At 61.5% G+C, this 23,163-nt stretch carries 22 protein-coding genes; 15 read left to right on the top strand and 7 right to left on the bottom strand.

All coding sequences use genetic code 11. The features are described 5' to 3' along the window. Positions 1 to 16: 16 nt before the first annotated feature. The 3 genes from P0D84_RS47900 to P0D84_RS47890 all read right to left on the bottom strand — a co-directional run bounded on the left by P0D84_RS47900 (position 17) and on the right by P0D84_RS47890 (position 3,512). Entirely contained in the window at positions 17 to 2,002 is a 1,986-nt protein-coding gene (locus P0D84_RS47900; protein WP_408351387.1) for an acyl CoA:acetate/3-ketoacid CoA transferase, read from the bottom strand. Between the two features lie 104 nt (positions 2,003 to 2,106). Continuing rightward, entirely contained in the window at positions 2,107 to 2,901 is a 795-nt protein-coding gene (locus P0D84_RS47895; RefSeq protein WP_408351384.1) for a class I SAM-dependent methyltransferase, read from the bottom strand. Between the two features lie 107 nt (positions 2,902 to 3,008). Then, positions 3,009 to 3,512 carry a polyhydroxyalkanoate granule-associated phasin gene (locus P0D84_RS47890; RefSeq protein WP_408351381.1) on the bottom strand — a complete coding sequence of 168 codons (504 nt, stop codon included), beginning with the start codon at positions 3,510 to 3,512 and terminating at the stop codon, positions 3,009 to 3,011. A 1,014-nt stretch (positions 3,513 to 4,526) separates the two neighbouring features. Between P0D84_RS47890 and P0D84_RS47885 the strand changes: the two genes are divergently transcribed. After that, positions 4,527 to 5,336: a transglutaminase-like domain-containing protein gene (locus P0D84_RS47885; protein WP_408351961.1), complete on the top strand. Its 810-nt coding sequence runs from the start codon at positions 4,527 to 4,529 to the stop codon at positions 5,334 to 5,336. Positions 5,337 to 5,553: 217 nt separating this feature from the next. On the opposite strand, the gene P0D84_RS47880 is transcribed toward P0D84_RS47885, so the two are convergent. Further along, positions 5,554 to 6,426: a manganese catalase family protein gene (locus tag P0D84_RS47880; protein WP_408351378.1), complete on the bottom strand. Its 873-nt coding sequence runs from the start codon at positions 6,424 to 6,426 to the stop codon at positions 5,554 to 5,556. A 639-nt stretch (positions 6,427 to 7,065) separates the two neighbouring features. Between P0D84_RS47880 and P0D84_RS47875 the strand changes: the two genes are divergently transcribed. From P0D84_RS47875 to P0D84_RS47865, 3 genes are read left to right on the top strand one after another with little or no spacing between them, the layout of a single operon-like run. After that, positions 7,066 to 7,782 carry a YrzE family protein gene (locus tag P0D84_RS47875; RefSeq protein ID WP_408351375.1) on the top strand — a complete coding sequence of 239 codons (717 nt, stop codon included), beginning with the start codon at positions 7,066 to 7,068 and terminating at the stop codon, positions 7,780 to 7,782. Positions 7,783 to 7,816: 34 nt separating this feature from the next. Further along, the gene (locus P0D84_RS47870; protein WP_408351372.1) at positions 7,817 to 8,293 is read left to right on the top strand and encodes a DUF2382 domain-containing protein; all 477 of its coding nucleotides are present in this window, start codon (positions 7,817 to 7,819) and stop codon (positions 8,291 to 8,293) included. A 57-nt stretch (positions 8,294 to 8,350) separates the two neighbouring features. Next, positions 8,351 to 9,208, top strand: coding sequence for a YsnF/AvaK domain-containing protein (locus P0D84_RS47865; protein WP_408351369.1), 858 nt, complete (start codon positions 8,351 to 8,353; stop codon positions 9,206 to 9,208). 353 nt (positions 9,209 to 9,561) lie between these two features. Here the strand turns inward: P0D84_RS47865 and P0D84_RS47860 are convergent, their stop codons facing one another. Next, a complete protein-coding gene (locus P0D84_RS47860) occupies positions 9,562 to 10,491 on the bottom strand; it encodes a LysR family transcriptional regulator (RefSeq protein ID WP_408351958.1) in 930 nt (309 codons plus the stop codon). A 145-nt stretch (positions 10,492 to 10,636) separates the two neighbouring features. On the opposite strand from P0D84_RS47860, the gene P0D84_RS47855 reads away from it, so the two are divergent. The 3 genes from P0D84_RS47855 (at position 10,637) to P0D84_RS47845 (ending at position 12,969) form a co-directional block, all read left to right on the top strand. After that, positions 10,637 to 10,873: a hypothetical protein gene (locus tag P0D84_RS47855; protein ID WP_408351366.1), complete on the top strand. Its 237-nt coding sequence runs from the start codon at positions 10,637 to 10,639 to the stop codon at positions 10,871 to 10,873. A gap of 61 nt (positions 10,874 to 10,934) precedes the next feature. Further along, positions 10,935 to 11,933, top strand: a complete 999-nt coding sequence (locus P0D84_RS47850; protein ID WP_408351363.1) for an ABC transporter substrate-binding protein — start codon at positions 10,935 to 10,937, stop codon at positions 11,931 to 11,933. A 202-nt stretch (positions 11,934 to 12,135) separates the two neighbouring features. Beyond that, entirely contained in the window at positions 12,136 to 12,969 is an 834-nt protein-coding gene (locus tag P0D84_RS47845) for an alpha/beta fold hydrolase (RefSeq protein ID WP_408351360.1), read from the top strand. Positions 12,970 to 13,143: 174 nt separating this feature from the next. Here P0D84_RS47845 and P0D84_RS47840 read toward each other — a convergent pair whose 3' ends face one another. After that, a complete protein-coding gene (locus tag P0D84_RS47840; protein ID WP_408351357.1) occupies positions 13,144 to 13,887 on the bottom strand; it encodes an aspartate/glutamate racemase family protein in 744 nt (247 codons plus the stop codon). Between the two features lie 61 nt (positions 13,888 to 13,948). Then, positions 13,949 to 14,677 carry a GntR family transcriptional regulator gene (locus tag P0D84_RS47835; protein ID WP_408351354.1) on the bottom strand — a complete coding sequence of 243 codons (729 nt, stop codon included), beginning with the start codon at positions 14,675 to 14,677 and terminating at the stop codon, positions 13,949 to 13,951. 372 nt (positions 14,678 to 15,049) lie between these two features. On the opposite strand from P0D84_RS47835, the gene P0D84_RS47830 reads away from it, so the two are divergent. From P0D84_RS47830 to hydA, 8 genes are read left to right on the top strand one after another with little or no spacing between them, the layout of a single operon-like run. Then, positions 15,050 to 16,090 carry an ABC transporter substrate-binding protein gene (locus P0D84_RS47830; RefSeq protein WP_408259843.1) on the top strand — a complete coding sequence of 347 codons (1,041 nt, stop codon included), beginning with the start codon at positions 15,050 to 15,052 and terminating at the stop codon, positions 16,088 to 16,090. A gap of 13 nt (positions 16,091 to 16,103) precedes the next feature. Beyond that, positions 16,104 to 16,925, top strand: coding sequence for an ABC transporter permease (locus tag P0D84_RS47825; protein ID WP_408259846.1), 822 nt, complete (start codon positions 16,104 to 16,106; stop codon positions 16,923 to 16,925). Positions 16,926 to 16,929: 4 nt separating this feature from the next. Then, positions 16,930 to 17,700 (top strand): ABC transporter ATP-binding protein, encoded by a 771-nt coding sequence (locus P0D84_RS47820; protein ID WP_408351351.1) that lies wholly within the window; start codon positions 16,930 to 16,932, stop codon positions 17,698 to 17,700. A 1-nt stretch (position 17,701) separates the two neighbouring features. After that, entirely contained in the window at positions 17,702 to 18,679 is a 978-nt protein-coding gene (locus tag P0D84_RS47815; RefSeq protein ID WP_408351348.1) for an NAD-dependent epimerase/dehydratase family protein, read from the top strand. Positions 18,680 to 18,710: 31 nt separating this feature from the next. Beyond that, positions 18,711 to 19,514, top strand: a complete 804-nt coding sequence (locus tag P0D84_RS47810) for an SDR family NAD(P)-dependent oxidoreductase (protein ID WP_408351345.1) — start codon at positions 18,711 to 18,713, stop codon at positions 19,512 to 19,514. Next, a complete protein-coding gene (locus P0D84_RS47805) occupies positions 19,511 to 20,893 on the top strand; it encodes an amidohydrolase family protein (protein WP_408351340.1) in 1,383 nt (460 codons plus the stop codon). Before P0D84_RS47810 ends, P0D84_RS47805 begins: the two co-directional genes overlap by 4 nt. Then, entirely contained in the window at positions 20,890 to 21,615 is a 726-nt protein-coding gene (locus P0D84_RS47800; protein ID WP_408351337.1) for a maleate cis-trans isomerase family protein, read from the top strand. The genes P0D84_RS47805 and P0D84_RS47800 overlap by 4 nt, the downstream gene beginning before the upstream one ends. Position 21,616: 1 nt before the next feature. Then, positions 21,617 to 23,056 (top strand): dihydropyrimidinase, encoded by a 1,440-nt coding sequence (gene hydA / locus P0D84_RS47795; protein ID WP_408351334.1) that lies wholly within the window; start codon positions 21,617 to 21,619, stop codon positions 23,054 to 23,056. Positions 23,057 to 23,163 lie beyond the last annotated feature (107 nt).

Raw genomic sequence — 23,163 nt, 5'->3', positions numbered from 1 at the left:
TACGCTGCCGGCTACTTCAGAACGGCTGGTGGCGACGTCGCGGGAACCGGAGCACGCCGTCGCCGACAGCCTCGTGCTGCTCCGTCACAAACGCCATGGCGTCGGCCTGCGTTTCACCGACATGGGATACAGAAGTGGTCTCGCAGAAAGCCGTGCGCAGCTTTGCGCGCATGAACGCGCAGCTGGTGAAGCGGCTCACCGACTTGTAGTACTGCGATTGCAGTCGCGCGGCCATTTCAAAGTACTGATCGGCTACTGCGTGGTCCAGTCTGAATCCGTCATAGTTGACGATTAGCGAAACTTTCTGGCCGATGGGTTTGCAGAATGCCTCGAACACGCGGCGCACGCTTTCAATGTCGCTATTAGAGCGAACCGCCATCCCTTCGAAATTTGCAAACAGGGTGATTTGCTCTGCGTCGTAGCTGAGTCTCTGAGCGAATTTCGAATCAAGCAACACGGTTGCCAGATTCATCAGTTGCGGCAGGAAGATTCGTGAATTCATGGGTCGTGGACTTAGCACGATCGGGGCGAAGTCCATGTGCGAAAGAATGTCCCGATCAACGTCCATACCCGGTGCGACTTCCGTCAACTCGAGCCCTTCTGGCGTTAGCCGGAATACACAACGTTCCGTTACGTAAAGCACTGCCTGACCGCGCTCGGCAGCGAGTTGTCCGTTGAATGTGATCTGCTCGACCGACTCGACAAGTTTCCTTTGTGAGCCTTCCGTGACGATCCGAAGGCGCCCCGCCTCCAACACAATTTCAAGGCCACCCGCCGTGAAAGTTCCGGCGAATACCACCCGCGAAGCGTTCTGACTGATATTGATGAAGCCGCCGGCACCGGCTAGCCGTGGACCAAAACGGCTTACGTTGACGTTTCCGCTTCGGTCGATCTGCGCCATACCCAGGCACGCCAGGTCCAGGCCGCCGCCATCGTAGAAATCGAACTGCTGATTCTGGTGAAGCAGCGCATCCATGTTGACGGCTGCGCCAAAATCCAGGCCGCCCCGCGGCGCGCCGCCGATGATCCCAGGCTCGGCGGTCAAGGTCAGATGGCTCAGCAGACCCTCCTCCGCGGCGACTGCGCTAACGACCTCCGGGACGCCAATACCCAGATTGATCACGCCATCAAGCGGAAGCTCGAACGCGCATCGACGAGCCATTACCTTCCGCTCGTCGAGCAGCGGGCATTCGTTCGCTCCGGTCGGAATTCTGATCTCGCTGGAAAACGCCGGGTTGTAGACCGTCCCGTAAGTCTGCGGCTGCGCCTCGGGTGATGCGACCACAACACGGTCGACGAAGATGCCCGGAACCACGACTGCGCGGGGGTCGAGTGTTCCGCTCGCCGCGATCCTCTCCACCTGCGCGATCACAAGTCCGTTTGAATTGTGAACTGCCATCGCTACTGCCTGCGCATCGAGCACCAACGCTTCGCGTTCCATCGTGATATTGCCTTCGGGATCGGCCGTTGTGCCGCGAATCAGCGCGACGTTGAGCGGAAACACCTTGTATAGAAGCCAGGTCTTGCCGTCGAGATCGATAGTGCTGACCAGATCCTCGGTTGTCCTCGCGTTGATCTTCCCGCCCGCCTGACGCGGATCGACGAAGGTGCCCAATCCCACTTGAGTGAGCGTGCCTGCCCTGTGGGCCGCGATGTCGCGATACAGATGCGACATCGTTCCAAGCGGCAGGTTGTAGGCCTCGATCAGATTGTCGGTCGCCATTCGAGCAAGCTTTGGCACCAGCGACCAATGCCCGCCAATGGCGCGTTTGACCAATCCCTGCAGCGCGACCCGGTTGAGTCCGCGGTCCTTGCCGTCGCCCGGCGCGGCCGCGAACACCAACGTCAGATCGCGTGGGAAGCCGGATTCCGTGAAGCGTCGGGCCAAAGCCGTGATTAACTCGTCGGGCGTACCAATGCCGACAAAGCCTGAACAACAGACGGCGTCGCCGTCGCGGATCAGTCCGATGGCGTCGTCAGCGGTGACAATCTTGTCTTGCATAGTGCTCGCCTGAAAGAGGTGAGTTCGCGGCGCACGTCGCCCAGGCCGCACCGATGAAACAGACGCGCATTCCGTTGACACGACGCTTGCAACATCGAGGCCCGTCATCCCGCGCGTCCGGCGGGTCGGCGGTCCTTCAACTTCACATGCACCAGGAACGGCAAATGACTCTTCGCGAGCGGATGAAGGCGGCAAAGGTCTGCCGCCAGCCTTGGCCAACCGCGTGGCGCGCGATACTCGAACGTGCGCAGCGCTGCTATATCCGACGACCAGCCATGCAGATGCGTCGCTATCTCATCGCCGTTGATGCCCCACGGCATTGCCGGCAAACGGTAACGCGGCGTTGTCATGACACCCCATTGGGTGAGCCCGGAAAACCAGCGCGGGATCGCATCAAATGCAATCTCGGCACCCGGAAAGCGCTCGGCGATCCGGATAAACAGGCGTCTCACCGCATCTGGCTGGAGATACATGAACAGCCCTTGCGCAACGACAAAAACATCAGCGCTGGCTTTGATCCCATTTGCCCAATCCGGCTCGAAAACACTTGCAGCGATACAACGAAAGCGCCGCGAAGAAGGCAGGAATCGCTCGCGTAACTCAATCGCCGGCGGCAGGTCGACCGTGAGCCAGGTCATGTGGCCGTTGTCGACACGATGAGCCTGTGTTTCAAGCCCTTCCCCCAGCGATATGACCAGTCCTTTCGGATGCCGGGCGAGCCAGTCTTTCAGGAGCCGATCGATTTCCGCGGCCCGCGCGGAAAAGGAGCCAACGGGATGGCCGAAGTGGCCCGCGAAATCATAGTCAATGGCGTTGCAGATGCGCACGCTATCCGGATCGACAAGAATGGCGTCGGCGCGACGCGATTCGCAGGCCCGGTCGTAGAGCGTCCACAGCATCGTTTCCGATATACCCTCCAGTCCCGAGGGGATCCGGGCTATTTCCCGATCGCCTCGCTTACGTGACGCAGGGCGAGCTTTCGCGCGCGCCCGCTCTGTGCCGGCGGTCATCCTGCGCCCAGGCGTCTTGCATTTGCGGTGGCACGGCCATGAATCGGTGCGAGCATTTCCCGGACCAGGGAGGTCATTGAACTTACCAGATACAAGGGGTTCGAGGGAGACTGGATTACGGTCGTCAAAAAGGTGGGCTGATGTTCACACCGTTGCGTAACGGGGCGTCTTGAAGCGAATCCGGTAGGCGCCGTTGACATGGCGCAGATCAGATTGCAGGTATCGCTAGTGAACTCGAAGGCTAGCTTGATAAGCCCGGAGTTCATCGCCTCTATCGATTCGGATGTGGCCTCGCATTTTTCAATGCCCATGATGCTGAACTCAGCCCGATCAAGCTGATTGGGCACCGGACCCGCCAATGCCATGCGGGCAGTGCGCAGGCGCACCACTTGCGCCGTTGCACTGAACAGTTCACACACCTCGGAAAAGAGACGGAAGCAGTTGCAGGAAACGTCGAAGACGGGTGCACAGCGTGATGAAACAGGGGTTATGTTTTCCATATAAAGATCCGTTTGCTCTGGATACCTAAAAATATTCAATCTCGCACAAGCGAGGAATGTACCGGCACGACCTTTAATGTTTATAAAAAGGTGCAAACGCACGCGCGACTGTCCGGGCCCTCAGGCCCACAGTTCCAGCGCGGCAATGTCGGCAAATATGAAGGGGCTCAACGCTCAAGGCGCGCCTCATACTCAAAAGCACGCCGACGACACGTCCGCGTTGCTTCCCGAAGTCCAACCATGACCCCAGCATAAGCGGATAAATGTTGCACCGCAACACCTGTTTCAGCGCCGGTTGGTGTATTGGTTTTGTGTGACGGATCAGGCATAGGTGTTGCGCAGACCGCGAACCCCACCATTTGTCGTCGGTTGCGCATCGGAAGGCATCGAATTGAGTCTGGCTTTTTCCGGGGAACCCAAGTTTGTCAAAGCCATGTTGACCGAGGACGCAGGCGTTTGAGTCGAAAAGTGATTTCCTCGCAACGGTTGCGCTATCTCAATCGGATCTACTCGTTTATCTCCAGCGATGCGATGTCCGCGCCTTATTCGTTCAATGGCGACAAGCCCAGATAGCCAGGTACATCTGTTGCGCTGTCCGTACATGAACCGGGTCGAACCGCTGCTTCTGATCTGCGGCGTTGAAACCTACACAACTGAAGAAAACCAAACTCAGTCCTGGCCCCGGGCAACCGGACGTTGGCAGTCTGATAGCGGCGCTGGGCGCCCAGTCTTTGGAGAGCATCATGGCATTCCGTACGATTACAAACGTTGTCTGCCCGTGCGGACATCAAGGCTCAATCGTCGAAAGCAGGTATGACGACGACCGGTCGCACTGGTATCTCGCGACGCTACGCGAGTTGTCCCACAATGGAATTTACGACGGCCTCGACGCACTCTTCTCAGAGACGACGCCGGCGTGCCCCGTATGTGGGCGCTCGTTAGGACCCGAGCACATGATTGTGGACGCGCATTGCGCCGCAAGCAGTGCTGTTGCTTCGTAAAAGCGGAGGGATCATGAACCTTCGCGTCGGATTTGAATTGGTCTTTTCGTGCAGCCAGCCCATCCCTATGCTACTCATGCTGAACACGCATTCCTCGCACGTGGATGATGTGATCGAACCGGATCGTCTGCAAATCGATCCACCGATACCCCTAACCCAGTATCACGACTCGTTCGGCAATCTTTGCAGCCGTCTGATTACACCTTCCTATGGCTACCTCACGCTTTCGACCGAGGCGTTGCTGAACGTACCGGACCGCCCTGAAGAGCCGGCGGCGGAGAACTACCAGAGTCCGGTGGAGCATCTACCCGATGAGTGCATGCAATTTCTGCTCGGAAGCAGGTATTGTGAAACCGATCTGCTGTCGAACACGGCATGGGCATTGTTTGGCGGCACGCCCCAGGGACGCCCTCGCGTGCAAGCGATTTGCGACTACGTGCACCGGCATATTGCCTTCGACTACCAGCAAGCCCGGCCGACAAGAACAGCTCATGAGGCCTACCAGGAGAGAGTCGGTGTGTGCCGGGACTACGCACACCTGGCAGTCGCGTTGTGTCGCGCGACGAATATTCCTGCGCGCTACTGTAGCGGCTATATCAGCGATGTTGGTCTGCCGCCGCCCTACGCGCCGATGGACTTTTGCGCATGGTTTGAAGCATATCTAGGTGATCGCTGGCAGACTTTCGATCCCCGGAACAACGCGCCCAGGACTGGCCGTGTGCTGATGGCGCGAGGTCGCGACGCAACCGATGTTGCGCTGAGCAATGCGTTCGGGCCGGCCGTACTCGTCAAGTTCAAAGTGGTGTGCGAGCCCGGTGGTTAACGCTTCCGCACAGTGTTGTACGATGTGCGCAGCTCGCTCAGCACGCATATCGCCGCTCGCTTGGCGCCTCGGATAATCGCAAGCGGGTCGTGGCAACCTCAAGGGAAGCATGTCACCGGCACGGGTTGCCACCGGGAGATGGCCCCGTCTGAAAAGACCGGGGCCATTGTTTCGCGCGAGGGCCGCTGCCTTGTACCGGCACCATCCCGTCCCCTACCTACGCCACCTGGCCCGAACCGAGCTCAGCCCCTGTCGCCGGATCGGACGACGTGTCTGACGCCGTGCGCGCGGCCATGGCCTGCAGGACCTTCACATCGCGTTGCGACACATTGACGGTGGCCAGACCATCGCCGCCATCTACAGCGGGTTGTGGGGACTCCACGAACTCCCATTCCGGTCCCTCGTTCCACGGACCGCGCGGCGCGTCGTCGCCTTGCGACATGTTGTAATACACGCTCGTGTATTCCGGCACGCCAGGAAGCTTGCCTTGCGGGAAGTTCGGCTGGATCGAATGCAACGCTTTCTCGAAAGACTTCTGATGGGCGATTTCGCGTGTCATCAGAAAGCCGAGCGTCTCCTTGATGCCCGGATCGTCAGTGACGTTGATCAACCGCTCATACACAATCTTGGCGCGCGCTTCAGCGGCAATATTCGACCGCAGGTCCGCAGTAGGGTCGCCAATCGTGTCGACGTAGGCGGCACACCAGGGCACGCCAGCTGAATTGGTCAATGCCGGGCCGCCGCCGTAGAGCAACGCGGTCGTATGGGAGTCGTTGCCTCCGCCTGTCATTGACCGATAGAGTTCTGCTTCCGCTTCCACTGCCTCGGCTAGTTGACCCTTGGCACTCTTGTTGAGCATTGCGACAATCGAACCGACAATTTCGAGGTGGCTCAGCTCCTCCGTCGCGATATCGAAAAGCAGATCCTTGCGACCCGGATCATCTTCGCCAACTGCCTGCGTGAAGTAGCGGCAGGCGGCGCCTAATTCGCCCTGGGGGCCGCCAAACTGTTCGAGCAACAGATTGGCAAGACCGGGATTGGGTGCGGCGACCCTGACGGTGTACTGCAAACGCTTGTTGTGAATGAACATGGTGCATCTCCGGTGCATGGCGCGATACGATCCGCTACGTTCGGGCCGGGGCACCATTTGCGTAGACAGGATCGTTTGCGACCGTGGGTCAAACCGGACAGCGACGCAATCAGGGGATCGCATCGCACCCATACGTGGGCGCCCGGCTCTCAGAGCAGAAGCTCTGGCATGTGCACGGCAATATTGCCGCGCATGGCAGACAGTGCCACCCGAAGTCCCGCATGACTTGTGCCTGTCACCGCGAGAGAATTGCAAAGCTTGAAATCAGCCGAAGGAGTCAAGGTATCAAACGGGAGCCGCCCGAGGGGCCGCAGACTACTTTTGGCTCCCGTCATCCGGCTTGACGTGTACAAGGTCGAATGCTTCTCGTGCAGACGCGTCGATTTGAATCCGCAGTTGTCAAACATGCGTCCCGCAAGTGCGTTCACCCTGCGATCCACAAAGTAAATTCCGCGCGGGCGCCGCCGTCGCTCAGGTGGGATCTTCGCATTTGCATTTGCTGACTTGAGTTCCTTACCTGAATCGGGCGGCGGCCACGTCCCCAGACAGCCAGGTACACCCGTTGCGCCGCCAATTGCGCCATGAACCGGAGCGTTCGCTCCAGTCGGTCCAAGCAACCCCAACCTTGCAGGATTATCTATGCGACTCCTCACTACCCAAGGCGGCCTACCGCGCATCTCATGGGGCTCCGTCATCGCCGGCGTGATTCTCTCCCTGACCGTCTATCTCATCCTCAGTGTGCTCGGTGCGGCAATAGGGATGTCTGCTCTTTCTCCCCTGTCACGCCCCAACCCGCTTCAGGGTTTTGGCTTCGGGTCCGGTGCCTATCTGGTCGTGATGACAGTCATTGCAGTTTTTATCGGCTCTTACTTCGCGGGTCGCTGCGCACCCGTACTCGGATGGCTTCATGGCCTGCTTGCGTGGGCCGTCATGATTCTCATGGTTGTCTATGGAGCAACATCGCTGCTCGGAAGTGCGGTGAGCGCCGCCGGAAGCGTAGCGTCGACCGGTGCAACGGTCGGTGCTACAGCGAATCCAGCGGGGGCCGCTAGCACGGTGGCGGGCTCACTGACGCAACGGGTACAAGGCGCAATTGCCTCTGCGACAGCAGAAGCGTCGAGTCCGCAAGCCGAAGCGGACGCGCGTCAGGCAGCCGACACCGCAGCACGCGGGGTCGCGCGCGCTTCCTGGTTTTCGTTTGCGGCACTCGTTGTCGGCGCAATTATCTCCATCGTTTCAGGCCAGGCAGGGTTTCGGCATCAGCCACCGTTTGAAGAAGCCGGCGGTGCATCGACCGATGACGTTGCCCTGCGCCGCAACCCGACTCGGCCGATGCCCGGCCGGCCGGCGTCCTGATCGGCGTCGTTGGCAAACCGTTGAAGGAGCCACCATGGCCGACCGCAAGGAAGCACCCGACCCGTCACCCACACCGCCTGCCGCGGCGATGAACGTCACTGCAGTCGAGGAGCGGTTGCATGTCGATGTCGCGGAACAGGAAACCGCAATCGTCCGGGTTCGAACAATTGTCCACAAAGAACTGAAGGAGATACCGGTTGTGTTCAGACGTCGCGTCGTCACGATTGAGCGCGTGGCCGCGAACCGGTTGGTCGACACCGAATTCGAGCCGTTCCAGGAAGGAAACGTTCTGGTAGTCCCGGTCTTCGAATATGTTCCGGTAACCGAAATGAGGCTGATGCTGAAAGAAGAAATCCGGATCGGCCTTGAAGAAACTGAAAAAGCGGGCGTGCACGAGGCCGAAGTGCAGCGGCAGGAGCTCGTGGTGGAGCGGCGAACCGGAACTGATGGAGACTGGATCGCGCAACCCGCGGCACCGTCCTCCGAAGATGGTGAGCAGTCGGCGGTTTGAAAAACAGCAGCTCAGTCTGGCTGACGTTAAGCCACTCACACTTTTGGAGTACAAAAAATGTCACAGGTCCTCGTAGGTGTATTCGATTCATTTGAACAGGCCGATCAGGCGCTGGAACAGCTAACGCGAACCGGAATTGCCAGAAGCAATATGGAAGTTCACGCACAAAACCGAACGAGCGCCGTACCGGAGGAAGACCTCCGCATCGAGCAACCGGGCGAGCATACTGAAGAGAGTGCGTCGTACAAAATCGGGCATTTCTTTGGCAAGCTTTTTGGCGGCGGCGAGCAACCTGCTGAGGTCGGCCATTATCAGGAAGCTGTGCGCCGTGGAGGCGCCGTTCTTACTGTGACCGTTGTTGACGAAGCTCAGATGATCGCCGTGCGCTCAGCGCTGCACGAGGCTGGCGCGGTGGATATCGAAGAGCGCGTTTCTCAATGGAAAAACTCGGGATACGAGGAATACGACCCGAGTGCAGCGCAATACTCCGCGGACGAAACGGCAGTGGAGCGACAATCCTTCGCCGTTGTGCGCGAGTCGCTCGAGGTGGGCAAGCGTGAGGTGCAGACCGGTGGTGTACGCGTCTATTCACGCGCAACTGAAACACCCGTCAGCGAGGCAGTCACCTTGCGCGAAGAGCATGCCGCGATCGAACGGCATCCTGTGGACCGTATTGCGACAGCTGAGGACCTCAAGGCGGCATCAGTCGAAGTACGGGAAACGGCGGAACACGCGGTCGTGGCGAAGACTGCTCACGTGGTCGAGGAAGTTATCGTCGGCAAGGAGGCTTCAGAGCGCACGGAGATAATCAACGAGACGCTGAAGGGCACAGAAGTCGAGGTCGAGCGCGTGGAAGGTGCGCCGACTGGTTTGCCTGGCGACCAGGCAGCTTCTCTTCCCGTAACGCGCCCGTAATGGCTATTGACGCCCCTGTCGGCAGCATGTCGCTGCGGACGGGAGCGCCGCTCCAGTGCTTCGTCGATCGAGTACATCATGAAAAATCCTTGGACCAAAAAGAACCCCTTCCTCAGTATGTGGTTGAGCGGGGCAAACGCAGTGGCAGGCTCTGCACGAGGTCGTGCGACTGCAGCGGCGAAACGCGGGACCACAGCTTTCTGGACTGTGGCTCTGACGCCGCCGAAACCCAAGAAAAAGAAAGCGCGACGTTGATTCGGGCGTCGGCAAGTTGAAGAGCTGATTGCGCCGTTGTATGTAGAGGTTTGGACGGCAATTCGGTAACGCGAAGACGTTTTGACGAGCGGCGAGATTCATGCCAGCGTTGGACATAACTGCCGCGCCGCATAAATTCCCCGACCCCGAAGTTCGCTTACCACTTCGTCGAGACCTTTCTGAACGGCTGCCACAAAGCGAACCACGGTGCGTGATACAGGGCGGTGCCGCGAGTAGATCGCCGCAAGCGTCAACGTTGTTTCGGGCAAATAGGGTCGCGCGACGAGGTCTCGGCCGATTGGAGAACAGACGACGAGCGCGTCAGTGATGCCGATTCCGAGGTTTTCGCGAACCAGGCTTGCCATGGCGATCGACAAGTTGGTCTCGATCATGCTGTCAGCCGCCGCGGCGCTTCCGCGCTCGCTCTCGCGCAGCGCCAGACCCGACGGCGTGTAGGCCGCCTGGGCCAGCAAGTCCTCACCAACCAGGTCTTCCCTGCTCAGGGCGGCACGATCAGCCAGTCTGTGGCCAGGGTGCATCAAGCAGACCAACTGGGTCTCAAGGATCGGTTCGATCACGACTCCTGTTTCATAGATGGGTAGAAACGCAAATCCGATATCCATCGTCTCTTGCATGATCCGGGTCGTGACTTCCGTTGTGGGATTCCCGACGAGCTGAATTTTGACGCGCGGGTGTTCTGCGTTGAAGCGCGCTACGGCGCGCGGCAGCAGTTGTCCCATCAGATTAGGAATACCGGTGATGTTGAGGCTACCCGCCTGGGCGTCGGCGAATTCTCGGGCGCGGTTGTGGATATTGCCGGCCTGCAGCAGCAACCGCTCCACGTCGGGCAGCAATTGATGTGCTTCCGCCGTGGGTCGCAACCCGCCCTTGCTACGCAAAAAAAGCGGAAGTCCAAGGTGAGCTTCCAGTTCTTTTATGGCCGAGCTGACCGCCGGCTGGGAAATATGCAAGGTCCGGGCAGTCTCCGTGACGTTTCGTATGTGCATGAGCAAGCGGAATATTTCCATTTGCCGCAAGTTAATTCGCATAACCTTTCCCTTATATCAATATCGAAATTATGAATTGGACATCACTTTATAGGCCAACAAAAATGTCCCAATGCGGGAATCAAAGCGAACTCGCTCCACGCCATTGCATAGTTGAGAGGCGCCGATGCCCGATCTGCACGAATTGACCGCTTGCCGGGCGGCGGACGTGATCCGACGAAAAGAGCTGGGCGCGCTCGAGCTGCTCGATTCCCGCCTGTCCCCAATCGAGGACTTCGAGCCTGAGATCAATGCCTGGAAGCCTTGCACCCCTATTGCGGGCTCGTCTGCAAGCGCATTTCGATCAACCGGTCTCGACATGCTGCTTCGCTGCAACCCCATCCGTTTATCGCTATTCATTTAAAAATAACGGCCCCGATTTGCGGGCATTTTTTGTGCATTGATTTCCATCCGAAGGACACCACATGTTGAAGTTCATCGCAAAACTGCTGCTCGCCGCAGTGGCCGTGGCCCCACTCGTCGGCCACGCCGAGGGAAGCCCCATCAAGCTTGGTTATGCAAAATGCGCGCAGTGCACGCCTATCGCGCTCACGCCGGAGAATGCGATCGGCGTCAAGATCGATGCCATCGGCTTCAACACGGGTAACGACGTGCTGACAGCCCTCGTCTCCAAGAGTATCGACGTCGCCCAGGTGACCTACCTGCACTACGCCATGGCCCTGGATAGAGGTTTCGACGTCGTCGCGATCTCCGGCCAGATCAGCGGCGGGCAGCAGGTGCTCATCGGCAATGACGTGCCCGTGGCCGCCAACGACTGGGACAGCCTGAAAAAGCTCATCGCGCAGTACAAGGCTCAGGGCAAGGTCTTCCGAATCGGCGCATCGCGCGGCAATGCCTCGGACCTGGAGATGCGCGGCTCCTTCGCCACACATGGCATCGACGTCAACAAGGACGTCGAGTTCGTGAATATCCAGAATCCCGCGGATGATACGCAGGCGCTGCGCCGTGGAGAGGTGCAACTAATAAGCACGGTCGAGCCTTATGCCACCCAGATCCTTCAACTTCACGCCGCAAAGTTCTTTGCATTTCCGTATGACCAGGCGGCGGGCAATCTGGCGAACCTGATCGTGACGCGGTCCGATGTCATCGCGTCCGATCCGAAGGGGGTTCAGGCCACCGTCAACGCCATCATCAAGGTAGATCACATGGTTGGCGCGAACAAGACCCTTTGGGTCGACACCATCGGCAAGGTCGCTGGGCTGGACAAGACGATTGCCGCGGGTGCTGTCGAGAACCTCACGCCGGACGACAAGATGTATCGCGGCGCAGCGGTGGCGATCGGGCAAATGATGCACAACCTGAAGTACATTAATTCCGATGTCTCCTCGTCCATCAAGTCACATATGGACTATCAGTTCCTCGAAGTTGCCACTGGCAAATCGAAGACGGAATTGGGCTACTGAACCCCGACCTTCATGCGCTTATCCACCTCTTCTCCATCTATGCAGGCGACCCTTTTCCGCACCCTGCTAGAGCCACGAAAAAATGGTATCGGTTGAGGCGCGGCCGTCGCTGCCTCCATACCCGCGAATCCATCTGGAAATTATTTACAGAAGGTAATCATAAAATGAAAGATCGACGATTTACTAACTGCGAGGCTATAGCGTGAACGCGAACGTTGTGTTTGATCATCTCGAGGTCAACGGCTTGGACGTCAACCTCCATCTGTTGACCACCGGCGACCAGACCGGTGTACCGGTCATCTTTCTTCCGGGCATTGTCACTTACAGCAGGTCCCTGGCACCGTTGGTCGAGCTCATGCCGAAGAACTGGTACTCGCTGATACTCGATCTGCGGGGCCGCGGCAAATCCAGCTGGCCCGAGCGCGGTTATCTGCTCAACGATTATGTCGATGATCTGCTCAACGTGATCAATGCCTTGATCGACAATCCGGTTGCACCCATTCTCGTCGGACAGTCAATGGGCGCGCGGATTGCTGCGGCTTTTGCCGCCCGCTGGCCGTCGCTCATCTCGGGCATGGTACTCATCGACCCCCCTATCAACGGTCCTGGCCAGCGGTCCATCTACGCCCATTCGCTGGAGGAGTTTCTTGAACAGAAGGCGGCCGTCGACGAAGGCCGCATGGATGCCTTCCGCCGCTATCTGCCGACGTTCAGCGATGCGAAGCTCGAGGAGCGGGCGGACGAGTACCGCAACGTAAGCAAGGACGCGCTAATCGAATCTTATGGGTCCATGGTCCGGGAGCCGTTCCAGGCTTACGTGAAGGCGGCGACTTGCCCAACCCTGCTGCTGGCCGCGGAAAAAGCCGACACCATCCGCGCCGGCGAACTCGCCACCTTGAGGATGATTAACCCTCGCCTGCGCGGTGAAGTGGTGCAGGGCGTCACCCACATGATCGCCAAGGATGCACCGCAAAAAACTGCCGATCTGATCATCAATTTCGTTCATGGTGTGCATCCCAGCGCCATCGTGGATTAGTCGCCACCGGTAGGCCCAGCCAACCACTGTTCTGTTTCTCTTTCGGCCGGAGGGCCGCAGCGCCTGCACTGGGTGATGATGGACGATTGCCAGTAGGACTAAAGTCCAAAGTCAAGCCTCACCACACCCAGAGTCGGGCTAAGAGGATATCCGGAATTCGCGGCCCAGCGCCTCTCATTCACGCAATAGCAAGGCGGCCAGGCCACCTGATAGCCCGGCATTGGGCTTTGCCGGCAACTTCGCGAAACTGCCAGCCTGCGCGCGCGCGGTGGCGAGCCGGGTCAACGCCTGCGCCTGACACACTCCGCTCGATACGCCATCGACCACCGGCACCGGCAGCCGGTCCGCCACGCTGCGCGCCAATCCCGCTAGCGGCGCGCCGGCTAGAATCAGCACGTCGGCGCCATCTTCCTCCACCGCGCGATGGCTCAGTTCGATCAGGTGCGCGCCATGATCTTCCTGAACCGTACCGGGATCGCGAAGCGGACGGTCGAGATGACGGATGCCCGCCAGCCGGCCGAGCATGCCATAACGGTCCACGCATTCGCGATACCAGGCCGTGATGCGTCGCGAAATCGCAATGATGCCGATCCGCTGACCGAGTTGGGCGGCGGTCATCAGCGCCGCTTCGGTCATACCGACAACCGGCACGTCGAGCACTTCGCGCAACTCAAGCAGGCCTGGGTCGCCGAACGCCGCGACCAGCAGCGCGTCGTATTCGCCCTTGCGCTCGCCGGCGATGTTCGCCACCGCGTGCGCGCCCAGCAGCGCCTCGAAGCGGGTTTCAATGTAGGCGACGCCGCTCGCCGCCGTCGCCATCTCGATCTGTGTATCGGCTAAAGCGACACGGCGCGCTTCGGCTTCAATCAGATTGGTGACGCTCGACGAGATGTTCGGGTTGACGATCAGTAGTTTCATCACGGTTCCAGTCAGGTGCAATGGCGCAATTGCTATGTTTTAGAGCGAAGGCGATGCGCGTTCATCCGAAGATGGCGTTCAGATCGACCTCGGTGTCTTCAGGCAACGACAGATCAAGCGTCGCCTCGATGTGATCGAGGTGTCCAATCGCTGCCGCGATCGCCGCCTCCAGTTCGCCCTTCTCCATCAGCCCGACGATTTCCGTGTGCTCATGGTTCGGGCAGGCCGGCACGTTCGGCGAATCGAACAGCAAGATGATGAGGCAGGTCAGCGACGCGAGTTCGCGCATCAGTTTGGTGAGCGGCGGGCTTCCCACCATCTCGGCGATTAGCAGATGAAATTCACCGGAGAGGCGGATCACCGCATGCTTGTCGCCCTTTTCGCGCGCGGCGCGTTCCTTGGCGACGTGCGCATGGAGTCGCCGGAAACCTTCGGCGCTGCCACGTTCGACCAGGCTGCGGACTAGCGCCGGCTCGAGAATGCGCCGCGCCTGGAAGATATGGCGGGCGTCCTGCACCGACGGGCTAGCGATAAACGCCCCGCGATTCGGGATAGTGGTGACGATGCCTTCGTGCGTGAGCCGCGCCAGCACCTTGCGGATTCGCGTGCGGTTCACCTTGAACACGGCGGCGAGCTTTTCCTCGACGAGTTGGGTGCCCGGAATCAGCCGGTGCTCCATCACGGCGGTCAGGATGCGCTCGTAGATCGTGTCGGAGTTGTCTTCCACATCCAGGATCTGGGCGGCCGGCCGCGCCTTACGCGGGCGGAGGGATGCTTTGTCGGTTAACACGCTAGCTTTCCTCGACTGACCAACGGTGTTTTTGTGTCAATACAATTATATATTGTGACAAAAATAATTGTAATTGTTCGAATTTGCACCATCAGCGCACACCGGCACCGCTTACGTATCCCAAAGGCACCCGAACGGTGCCAGGTTTGTGCGCGCAGCGGGAGACCGGTTTCGTCGGCCGGCTGGCGATATGGATCGCGTCGTTTTGCCTCACAGTACTTATCACGCGGACACACGCGGCCACGCGGGCTTGAGCCATGTACAAGGATATCGCTCGAAGTCGCTGGAGACGGCCTGACAATCGATTGGCACGACTATTGCTTTATTTGTCACAAATGTATTTCATTTTGTGACAATAACGGAGCTCCTCTGATGCGATTCATCCGCCCGTCTCTCGCCGCCCTGCAGCGCGCCGCACGCGTGCTGCTCGCGCCCCTCGTCGTTGCCACTGCGCTCATGCCGACGGTCGGCCACGCCAAGGATGCCGATCCGATCAACCTCGGCTACGCCAAGTGCGCGCACTGCACGCCATTGTCGCTGACGCCGCAGTACGCCACCGGCGTCAAACTCACGGCGACCTCGTTCAACACGGGTAACGACGTGCTGACCGCGTTGCTCTCGAAGAGCATCGACGTCGCGCAGGTCACCTATCTGCACTATGCCACTGCGCTCGACAAGGGCTTCAAGGTGGTCGGCATCTCCGGCCAGATCAACGGCGGTTCGCAGGTGCTGATCGCCAACAACTTGCCGGTGCAGCCGGGCGACTGGGACGGCCTGAAGAAACTCATCATGCAGTACAAGAAGGACGGCAAGCCGTTCCGCGTGGCGGCCTCGCGCGGCAACGCGCAGGACATTCATATGCGCGGCGCGTTCCTCACGCACGGCATCGACATCAACAAGGATGTGCAGTTCGTCAACATTCCGAATCCGGCGGACCACGTACAGGCGTTGCGCCGCGGCGAAGTCGAGCTGATCACTTCGGTCGAGCCGTTCGCCACGCAGATCCGCGAGGTCAAGGCGGCCAAGTTCTTCGCGTTTCCGTATGACCAGGCGGCCGGCAAGCTGACCAACCTGATCGTCACGCGCCCGGATGTGATCGAGAGCAATCCGCAAGGCGTGCTGGAAACCGTCCGCGCGATCGTCAAGGTGGACGACATGATGGCCGCCAACAAGCCGCTCTTCGTCGATACGATCCAGAAAGTGACGGGCCTCGACAAGACCATCGCCACCGGCGCGGCCGACAACCTCTATCCGGACTACAAGATGTATCGCGCCTCCGCTGTGTCGATTGCAAAAATGATGCGCGACCTGAAGTACGTGAATTCGGACGTCAGCGATGCCGTGCAGAAGAACCTCGACTACAGCTTCCTCGAGAAAGTGACCGGCAAACCCAAGACCGAACTCGGTTACTGATCCGGACCGCGCCATGTCAACCCTGTTTTCCTCACGCTTCTACAAGCGGATCGAGCGCGGCATCGTGCCGGTGCTGCTGCTGGCCGGCTGGGAGGCATTCTCCCGCTCGGGCATCCTGCCGGCGGCGTTGCTGCCGGCGCCGTCGCAGGTCGCGCTCGCCTGGGCCGACTGGATTTTCAGCACCGACGGCAACACGCAGACCTACTCCGGCCACTGGCTCTTCGATATCGCGGCCAGTTCCGGCCGCGTGTTCGCGGGCTTTGCGATCGCCACGGTGCTGGGCGTCGCCATTGGCATGGCGATCGGCTGGTCGCGCTCGATCGAATCGCTGCTCGAACCGACTCTGCAGACGCTGCGCCCGGTGCCGCCCGTTTCGTGGATTCCGCTCGCGATCATCTGGTTCGGCATCGCCAACAAGCCGGCGATCTTTCTCGTCTTCATGGGGTCGTTCTTCCCGGTGCTGCTCAGCACGATTCACGGCGTGAAGACCTGCGACCGCAACCTGCTGCGCGCCGGCGCGATGACGGGCGGCACGTCATCGATGTTGCTGCGGCACATCGTATTTCCCGCTGCGTTGCCGAGCATCTTCTCGGGGCTGCGCATCGCGATCGGCTCCGCATGGATGCTGACGGTAACGGCCGAGATGGTCGCGGTGAAGAGCGGCGTGGGCTACGTACTGTGGGATTCGTATTATTTCCTGCGCTACGACATCGTGATCGCGTCGATGGTGAGCATCGGTCTGCTCGGTTTCCTGAGCGACTACATGATCAAGTACATCGCCGGGCGCGTTCTGCGCTGGCAACGCGGTTCTACTCTGCAAGCAAGGGAAGGTTGACAGCATGACCCTCATCACAATCGATAGCGTCTCGCGCACGTTCGAAGACAGCAAGCGCAAACAGGTGGTCACCGCGCTCGACAACGTGAGCCTCAAGGTCCAGCGCAACGACTTTCTTTGTCTGCTTGGCCCGAGCGGCTGCGGCAAGTCCACGCTGCTGAACATGATCGCTGGTTTCGACAATCCTTCTTCGGGCACGGTGAGCGTCGGCGGCTCGATCGTCACCGGGCCGGGCGCGGACCGCGGCGTGGTGTTCCAGCAGGCCAATCTGATGCCGTGGCTGCCGGTGTGGGAGAACGTCGCGTTTCATCTGAAGATGCGCAACGTCGCCAAACCGGAACGCCGCGAGCGCGCGCAGCGCTTCATCGAGATGGTCGGTCTCAAGGGCTTCGAAAATCACTTCCCGAGCGAGCTCTCCGGCGGTATGAACCAGCGCGTGGGCATTGCGCGCGCGCTGTTGATGAACCCGGAAGTGATTCTGATGGACGAGCCGTTCGGCGCGCTCGACGAGCAGACCAAGATGGACATGCACGCCGAGCTGATCCGCATCTGGCGCGAGAGTCGCAGCACGATCGTGTTCGTCACGCACGGTATCGACGAATCGCTTGCGCTCGGCACGCATGTCGCGGTGATGTCGGCGCGTCCGGGCCGCATTCGCGAACTGTTGCCGATCGAACTCGACCGGCCGCGCGATCCGACCAGCGCCGAATTCAACGACTACAAGCGCCATATCCTCTCGCTGCTGCGGCCGGAGGCGGTGATGGAGCCTGCCTGAGATGACCACGTTCATCACGGGCAGCAGCGGTTTCGTCGGTCTCGCGCTTGTCGAGCGCCTGCTCGCCGGCGGCGAGACGGTCATCGGCTTCGACCGTAGCGCGCCGCGCGCGCAAGCGTTGCAGGCATTTGCCGCGCTGCCGGGCCGTTTCGTTGCGTTGACCGGCGACGTGCGCGATGGCGACGCGTTGCGCGAGGCAATGCGCACACATCGGCCGTCGCGGCTCGTCACGCTCGCCGCGATCACCGCGGATGCGCAGCGCGAACGGCAAATGCCGCAGACCATTTTCGAGGTGAACGTCGGCGGGGTGCTCGCCGCCATTGCCGCGGCCGCCGATGCGGGTGTCGAACGCATTCTTCATGGCAGTTCCGGCTCGGCGTACGGACTGAGCGGTCGCGCGCCGCACCGGCTCGTCGAAGACATCACGCCGCTACTGCCCGAAGGCCTCTACGGCATCTCCAAACGCGCCGCCGAAGACGCTGCATTGCGTCTTTCCGCGTTGCACGGCGTGCCGCTCGTGATCGGACGGCTCGGCACCTGCTTCGGCCCGTGGGAAACCGACTCGGGCGTGCGCGACACTTTGAGCGCGCCGCTGCAGGTGGTCACGAAAGCGCGCCGGGGCGAAACCGCCGTGCTGCCACGCGCCGGCCGCCGCGACTGGCTCTACGTGCGCGATGCGGTTTCGGCGCTGCTTGCCTTGCTCGAAGCGCCGCACTGGCCTCACTCCGTCTACAACCTCGCCGCGGGTTTCGAGTGGAGCGTCGCCGACCTGTGCGAACGGCTCGCGCGACGTTATCCCGCGTTCACGTGGCGCACTGCGCAGCACGGGGAGGCGCCGAATATCGATTACTTCGCCGATTACGACCGCGCGTCGATGGACAACACGCGGCTGGTCGCCGATACCGGCTTTGCGCCACGGTTCGATCTGGCCGAAGCGGAAGCCGACTTCCATCACTGGATAACCACGCTGGGCGCGTGAACGCCTGCCCCGCGATTGTACGAGTAACGTCATGACCCTACCCTCGCCCTCCCCGGCCGCAAGCGTGAACATGGCCGGCAAGGTATGCATCGTCACTGGCGCCGCGTCGGGCATCGGCCGGGCGACTGCGCGCCAGCTCGCCGTCAACGGCGCGACGGTCGTGATCGCCGACGTCACGACGGACGTGATCGAAGGCGGCGTGCCGACCGCCGCACTGATCGCGCGCGATGGCGGCCACGCCCATTTCGTCGCGACCGACGTATCCGACACGGCACAGGTCGATGCGCTGGTGGCGCACGCGGTCGAGCGCTTCGGGCGGCTCGACGTGCTGGTCAACAACGCCTGTGTTCGTCACGCACGGCCGCTGCTGGAACTCGAAGACGCACACTGGCAACGTCTTCTCGACGTCAATCTGACAGGCGTATTCCGCTGCTGCCGCGCGGCCGTCCGGCAGATGATTCAGCAAGCGCCTGAAGACGACGTGCGCGGGCGGATCGTCAATCTGTCGTCACAGCACGGCATGATCGCCGCGCCAGGCGACCTCGGCTACGGCACGACCAAGGCCGCGATCGACTATATGACGCGCCAGATCGCCACCGATTACGCGCCGCACGGCATCGTCTGCAACGCCGTCGCGCCGGGCAAGATCCAGACCGGCGCCGGCGGCCGTGCGGTCGACCCGGCCGTGCTCGAACGCGCCAACCGGCGCACGCCCTGGCCGCGTCTCGGACAGCCGGACGACGTCGCGCGCGCGGTGCTGTTTCTGTGCAGCGACCTCTCGACTTTCACGACCGGCACCACGCTGATGGTGGACGGCGGCTGGATGGCGGCATGAGCACGCACGACACGCCCGTCCCGAACGGCCCGCTCGATCTGCTGATCGCGGATGCGACGCTGATTTTCGCCGACGGCTCGGCCCGCGCGGCGCAACTCGGCATTCGTGGCGCGCACATCGCCTATATCGGCGACGCGCGGCCCGCGGCGGCGCGCACGCTGTCGCTGCCGGGACGCGTTGTGACGCCGGGATTCGTCAACGCGCACTATCACGCGGGCCTGAACTTTGTGCGTGGCGTGGCGCCGGATTGCGGCTTCGCGCCGTCCTATACGCCGGGGTTGCCGCAAGCCTCGTGGCTCGACGCTGAAGAAGCCCGCGCGCTGTCGCGGCTCGGCGCGCTCGAAGCGCTGCGCGCCGGCTGCACGACGCTTGCGGACAGTTTCGTGCATGCGGAGGCAACCGTCGAAGGTATCGCGCAGACCGGCGTGCGGGTGTTCGCCAGCCAGCGGCTCGCGGACGTGGATTTCGCGTCGGTGCTGGCTGGCGAACGGCGCTTTGACCGCGCCCGCGGCGAGCGCCAGCTGGAACGTGCCGACGCGTTCGTCGCGCGTTGGGCCGGTCAGGCGAACGGCCGCATCCAGGCGCACCTCACCGCGCATGCGCCGGACACCTGTTCAGTCGCGCTGCTCGAAGACATCGCCACGCTAGCCCGCCGTCACGATCTGCCGATCAGCACGCACCTCGCGCAAAGCACGGATGAAGTCGACTGGGTCCGTCAGCAGCATGGTCGCTCGCCGGTGGAATTGCTCGACGAAATCGGCCTGCTCGACGGCCGGCTGCTCGCAGGCCACTGCATTCACGTCGACGACGCCGACATCGCGCGTCTGGGCCGAAGCGGCGCGCACGTGGTGCACATTCCGCTCGGCAACGCGATGTCAGGGCGTATCGCACCGACGCGCCGCCTGCTCGACGCCGGCGCGCCGTTGTGCCTCGCCACCGACACCATGCACGGCGACATGATCGACGTGATGCGCTGGGCGCTCGCGATGGGCCGTCTGCAAGCCGGCGCGGTGGACAACGACTGGCAACCGTCAAACGTGTTCGCGATGGCCACGCGCCATGGCGCCGCCGCGCTCGGCTGGGGCGCGCGTCTCGGCACACTCGAGGTCGGCCGGCTCGCCGATCTGGCAATCTTCGATTTTCGCCAACTGCATCTCACGCCGAGCATCGATCCGCTCGGCAATCTCGTGCACAATGCCACCGGCGCGGACGTGGAAAGTGTCATCGTCGACGGCCGGCTCGTGATCGAGCAAGGCCGCGCGCTATGTGTCGACGAACACCAGATCCGCGCCGACGCTCAACGCGCCGTCGATGCCGTCTGGCGGCGCTGCCCGAATCCGCTTCGCCCTTATCCCCCTGTTTCCACTATCCGTTCATGAGCCGACGCATCCGTCTGGGCATTCTGACGCCCTCATCCAATACTTCCCTCGAACCGCTGACGCAGGCGCTGGTAGCCGGGCTGCCTGAAGTCAGCGTGCATTTCGCGCGTTTTTCCGTCACGCAGATCGCGCTCAGTCCCGACGCGCTCGGCCAGTTCCAGCGCGAACGCATTCTCGATGCCGCGCGCCTGCTCGCCGATGCGCATGTCGACATGATTGGCTGGAGCGGCACGTCCGCCGGCTGGCTTGGCTTCGATCAGGACGAAGCGCTGTGCGCCGCGATCACGGAGACGACGGGCATTCCCGCCAGCACGTCCGTGCTCGCGCTCAATCGCGCGCTGGAGGCGTTCGGCATTCGCCGGCTCGGCCTCGTCTCGCCGTATCTCGCGGACGTGCAGCAGAAGATTGTCGCGAACTACGCCGCGCTCGGCATTGATGCGAGCCGCGAAAGCCATCTGGATCTGCAGGAAAACTTCGCCTTCGCGCTGGTCGACGAAGCAACGCTCGACCGTCAAGTGGCCGAGGTGGTGGCCGGCGGCGCGCAAGCGGTTACGACCTTCTGCACCAATCTTTACGCCGCGCACCGCGTTGCGCACTGGGAAGCGCAACACGGCGTGCCGGTGTTCGACACCGTCACCACCGTCGTATGGGACATGCTGCGCCGCTGCGGCGTCGATACACGCCGCATCACCGGCTGGGGCCGGCTCGTTCAGGAAATTTGACATGCAAACCTTCGATACCGTCATTCGCAACGCCCGCGTGGTCACGGCCGCGGACATCTTCACCAGCGACATCGGCATTCGCGATGGCCGCATCGTCGCGCTCGGCCTGCATCTCGAAGCCGGCGCGCGCGAAATCGACGCGGCTGGACGGCACGTGACGCCCGGCGGCGTCGACAGCCACGTTCACTTCGATCAGCCCACCGGCGACGGCTCGATCATGGCCGACGACTTCCTCTCCGGCACCACGTCCGCAGCCTGCGGCGGCACCACGACCGTGATTCCGTTCGCGTGCCAGCAGAAAGGCCACACGCTGCGCGAAGCGATCGATGACTACCATCGCCGCGCGGGCAGGAAGCCAGTGATCGACTATGCGTTCCACCTGATCGTCACCGACCCGACGCCGGAGATTCTGCGCGACGAGTTGCCCGCGTTGATCGCCGAAGGCTACACGTCGTTCAAGATCTACATGACCTACGACGCGCTCAAGCTGAGTGATCGCGAAATGCTCGACACGCTCTCGGTCGCGCGCAGCGAGGGCGCGATGGTGATGATCCATGCGGAGAACGCAGACTGTATCGCGTGGCTGACCGAACGGCTGCTCGCCGCCGGTCATACCGCGCCACGCTATCACGCGACGTCACGGCCCATGCTGGTGGAACGCGAGGCGACGCATCGGGCGATCGCGTTCGCCGAACTGGTGGACGTGCCGATCCTGATCGTGCACGTGTCGGGCCGTGAAGCGGTCGAGCAGATCCGCTGGGCGCAAAGCCACGGTCTCAAGGTGTACGGCGAAACCTGCCCGCAGTATCTCTTTCTGACCGCAGACTCGCTCGGCTGTGACGACAGCTTCGAAGGCGCGAAGTGCATCTGCAGCCCGCCGCCGCGCGACAAGGCCAACCAGCAGGTGATCTGGGACGGACTTGAAAACGGCGCGTTCGAAGTGTTCTCGTCCGATCACGCGCCGTTCCGCTACGACGGTCCGGACGGCAAGAAAGCGCATGGCGAAGCTGTCTCGTTCGACCAGATCGCCAACGGCATTCCCGGCGTGGAGACTCGCATGGCTTTGCTGTGGTCCGAAGGCGTGCGCACCGGCCGCATCACACCGCAAAGCTTCGTTGCGCTGACCTCGACCAACGCGGCGAAGCTCTACGGTCTCTATCCGCGCAAGGGCAGCATCGCGATTGGCGCGGACGCCGACCTCGTCATCTGGGACGAGAGCCGCACGTTCCATCTGGAAAACGCGAAGCTGCATCACAACGTCGATTACACGCCGTACGAAGGCATGCATCTGAGCGCGTGGCCCGCCTTGACGATGTCGCGCGGCGACGTGGTGTGGGACGGCGAAAAGCCGTGCGGCGATGCCGGACGCGGCGAATTCCTGCCGTGCGCACGGCCCGATCCGGCCAAGCCGCGCCGCCGGAAGACCGAACTGCCGCTGTAGTCTCGTTGAGGGTGTGTGAGGGTTCAGGTGCAAATCGGATGCGCGGGCATTACGCTCGGATTTTGACGAGCGTGGACCCGCAATGAGTCATCTGGGCCTGTCGGTTT

Source organism: Paraburkholderia sp. RL17-337-BIB-A (assembly GCF_046025895.1).
Taxonomy (GTDB): domain Bacteria; phylum Pseudomonadota; class Gammaproteobacteria; order Burkholderiales; family Burkholderiaceae; genus Paraburkholderia; species Paraburkholderia fungorum_C.
The sequence above is the reverse complement of the archived record's forward strand: the minus strand, read 5'-3'. Positions and strand labels throughout refer to the sequence as shown.

What these genes read in the sequence shown, in the direction of transcription:
- P0D84_RS47900 (WP_408351387.1), bottom strand. Translation starts at nt 2,002, where the DNA reads ATGCAAGACAAGATTGTCACCGCTGACGACGCCATCGGACTGATCCGC.
- P0D84_RS47895 (WP_408351384.1), bottom strand. Translation starts at nt 2,901, where the DNA reads ATGCTGTGGACGCTCTACGACCGGGCCTGCGAATCGCGTCGCGCCGAC.
- P0D84_RS47890 (WP_408351381.1), bottom strand. Translation starts at nt 3,512, where the DNA reads ATGGAAAACATAACCCCTGTTTCATCACGCTGTGCACCCGTCTTCGAC.
- P0D84_RS47885 (WP_408351961.1), top strand. Translation starts at nt 4,527, where the DNA reads ATGAACCTTCGCGTCGGATTTGAATTGGTCTTTTCGTGCAGCCAGCCC.
- P0D84_RS47880 (WP_408351378.1), bottom strand. Translation starts at nt 6,426, where the DNA reads ATGTTCATTCACAACAAGCGTTTGCAGTACACCGTCAGGGTCGCCGCA.
- P0D84_RS47875 (WP_408351375.1), top strand. Translation starts at nt 7,066, where the DNA reads ATGCGACTCCTCACTACCCAAGGCGGCCTACCGCGCATCTCATGGGGC.
- P0D84_RS47870 (WP_408351372.1), top strand. Translation starts at nt 7,817, where the DNA reads ATGGCCGACCGCAAGGAAGCACCCGACCCGTCACCCACACCGCCTGCC.
- P0D84_RS47865 (WP_408351369.1), top strand. Translation starts at nt 8,351, where the DNA reads ATGTCACAGGTCCTCGTAGGTGTATTCGATTCATTTGAACAGGCCGAT.
- P0D84_RS47860 (WP_408351958.1), bottom strand. Translation starts at nt 10,491, where the DNA reads ATGGAAATATTCCGCTTGCTCATGCACATACGAAACGTCACGGAGACT.
- P0D84_RS47855 (WP_408351366.1), top strand. Translation starts at nt 10,637, where the DNA reads ATGCCCGATCTGCACGAATTGACCGCTTGCCGGGCGGCGGACGTGATC.
- P0D84_RS47850 (WP_408351363.1), top strand. Translation starts at nt 10,935, where the DNA reads ATGTTGAAGTTCATCGCAAAACTGCTGCTCGCCGCAGTGGCCGTGGCC.
- P0D84_RS47840 (WP_408351357.1), bottom strand. Translation starts at nt 13,887, where the DNA reads ATGAAACTACTGATCGTCAACCCGAACATCTCGTCGAGCGTCACCAAT.
- P0D84_RS47830 (WP_408259843.1), top strand. Translation starts at nt 15,050, where the DNA reads ATGCGATTCATCCGCCCGTCTCTCGCCGCCCTGCAGCGCGCCGCACGC.
- P0D84_RS47825 (WP_408259846.1), top strand. Translation starts at nt 16,104, where the DNA reads ATGTCAACCCTGTTTTCCTCACGCTTCTACAAGCGGATCGAGCGCGGC.
- P0D84_RS47820 (WP_408351351.1), top strand. Translation starts at nt 16,930, where the DNA reads ATGACCCTCATCACAATCGATAGCGTCTCGCGCACGTTCGAAGACAGC.
- P0D84_RS47815 (WP_408351348.1), top strand. Translation starts at nt 17,702, where the DNA reads ATGACCACGTTCATCACGGGCAGCAGCGGTTTCGTCGGTCTCGCGCTT.
- P0D84_RS47810 (WP_408351345.1), top strand. Translation starts at nt 18,711, where the DNA reads ATGACCCTACCCTCGCCCTCCCCGGCCGCAAGCGTGAACATGGCCGGC.
- P0D84_RS47805 (WP_408351340.1), top strand. Translation starts at nt 19,511, where the DNA reads ATGAGCACGCACGACACGCCCGTCCCGAACGGCCCGCTCGATCTGCTG.
- P0D84_RS47800 (WP_408351337.1), top strand. Translation starts at nt 20,890, where the DNA reads ATGAGCCGACGCATCCGTCTGGGCATTCTGACGCCCTCATCCAATACT.
- hydA (WP_408351334.1), top strand. Translation starts at nt 21,617, where the DNA reads ATGCAAACCTTCGATACCGTCATTCGCAACGCCCGCGTGGTCACGGCC.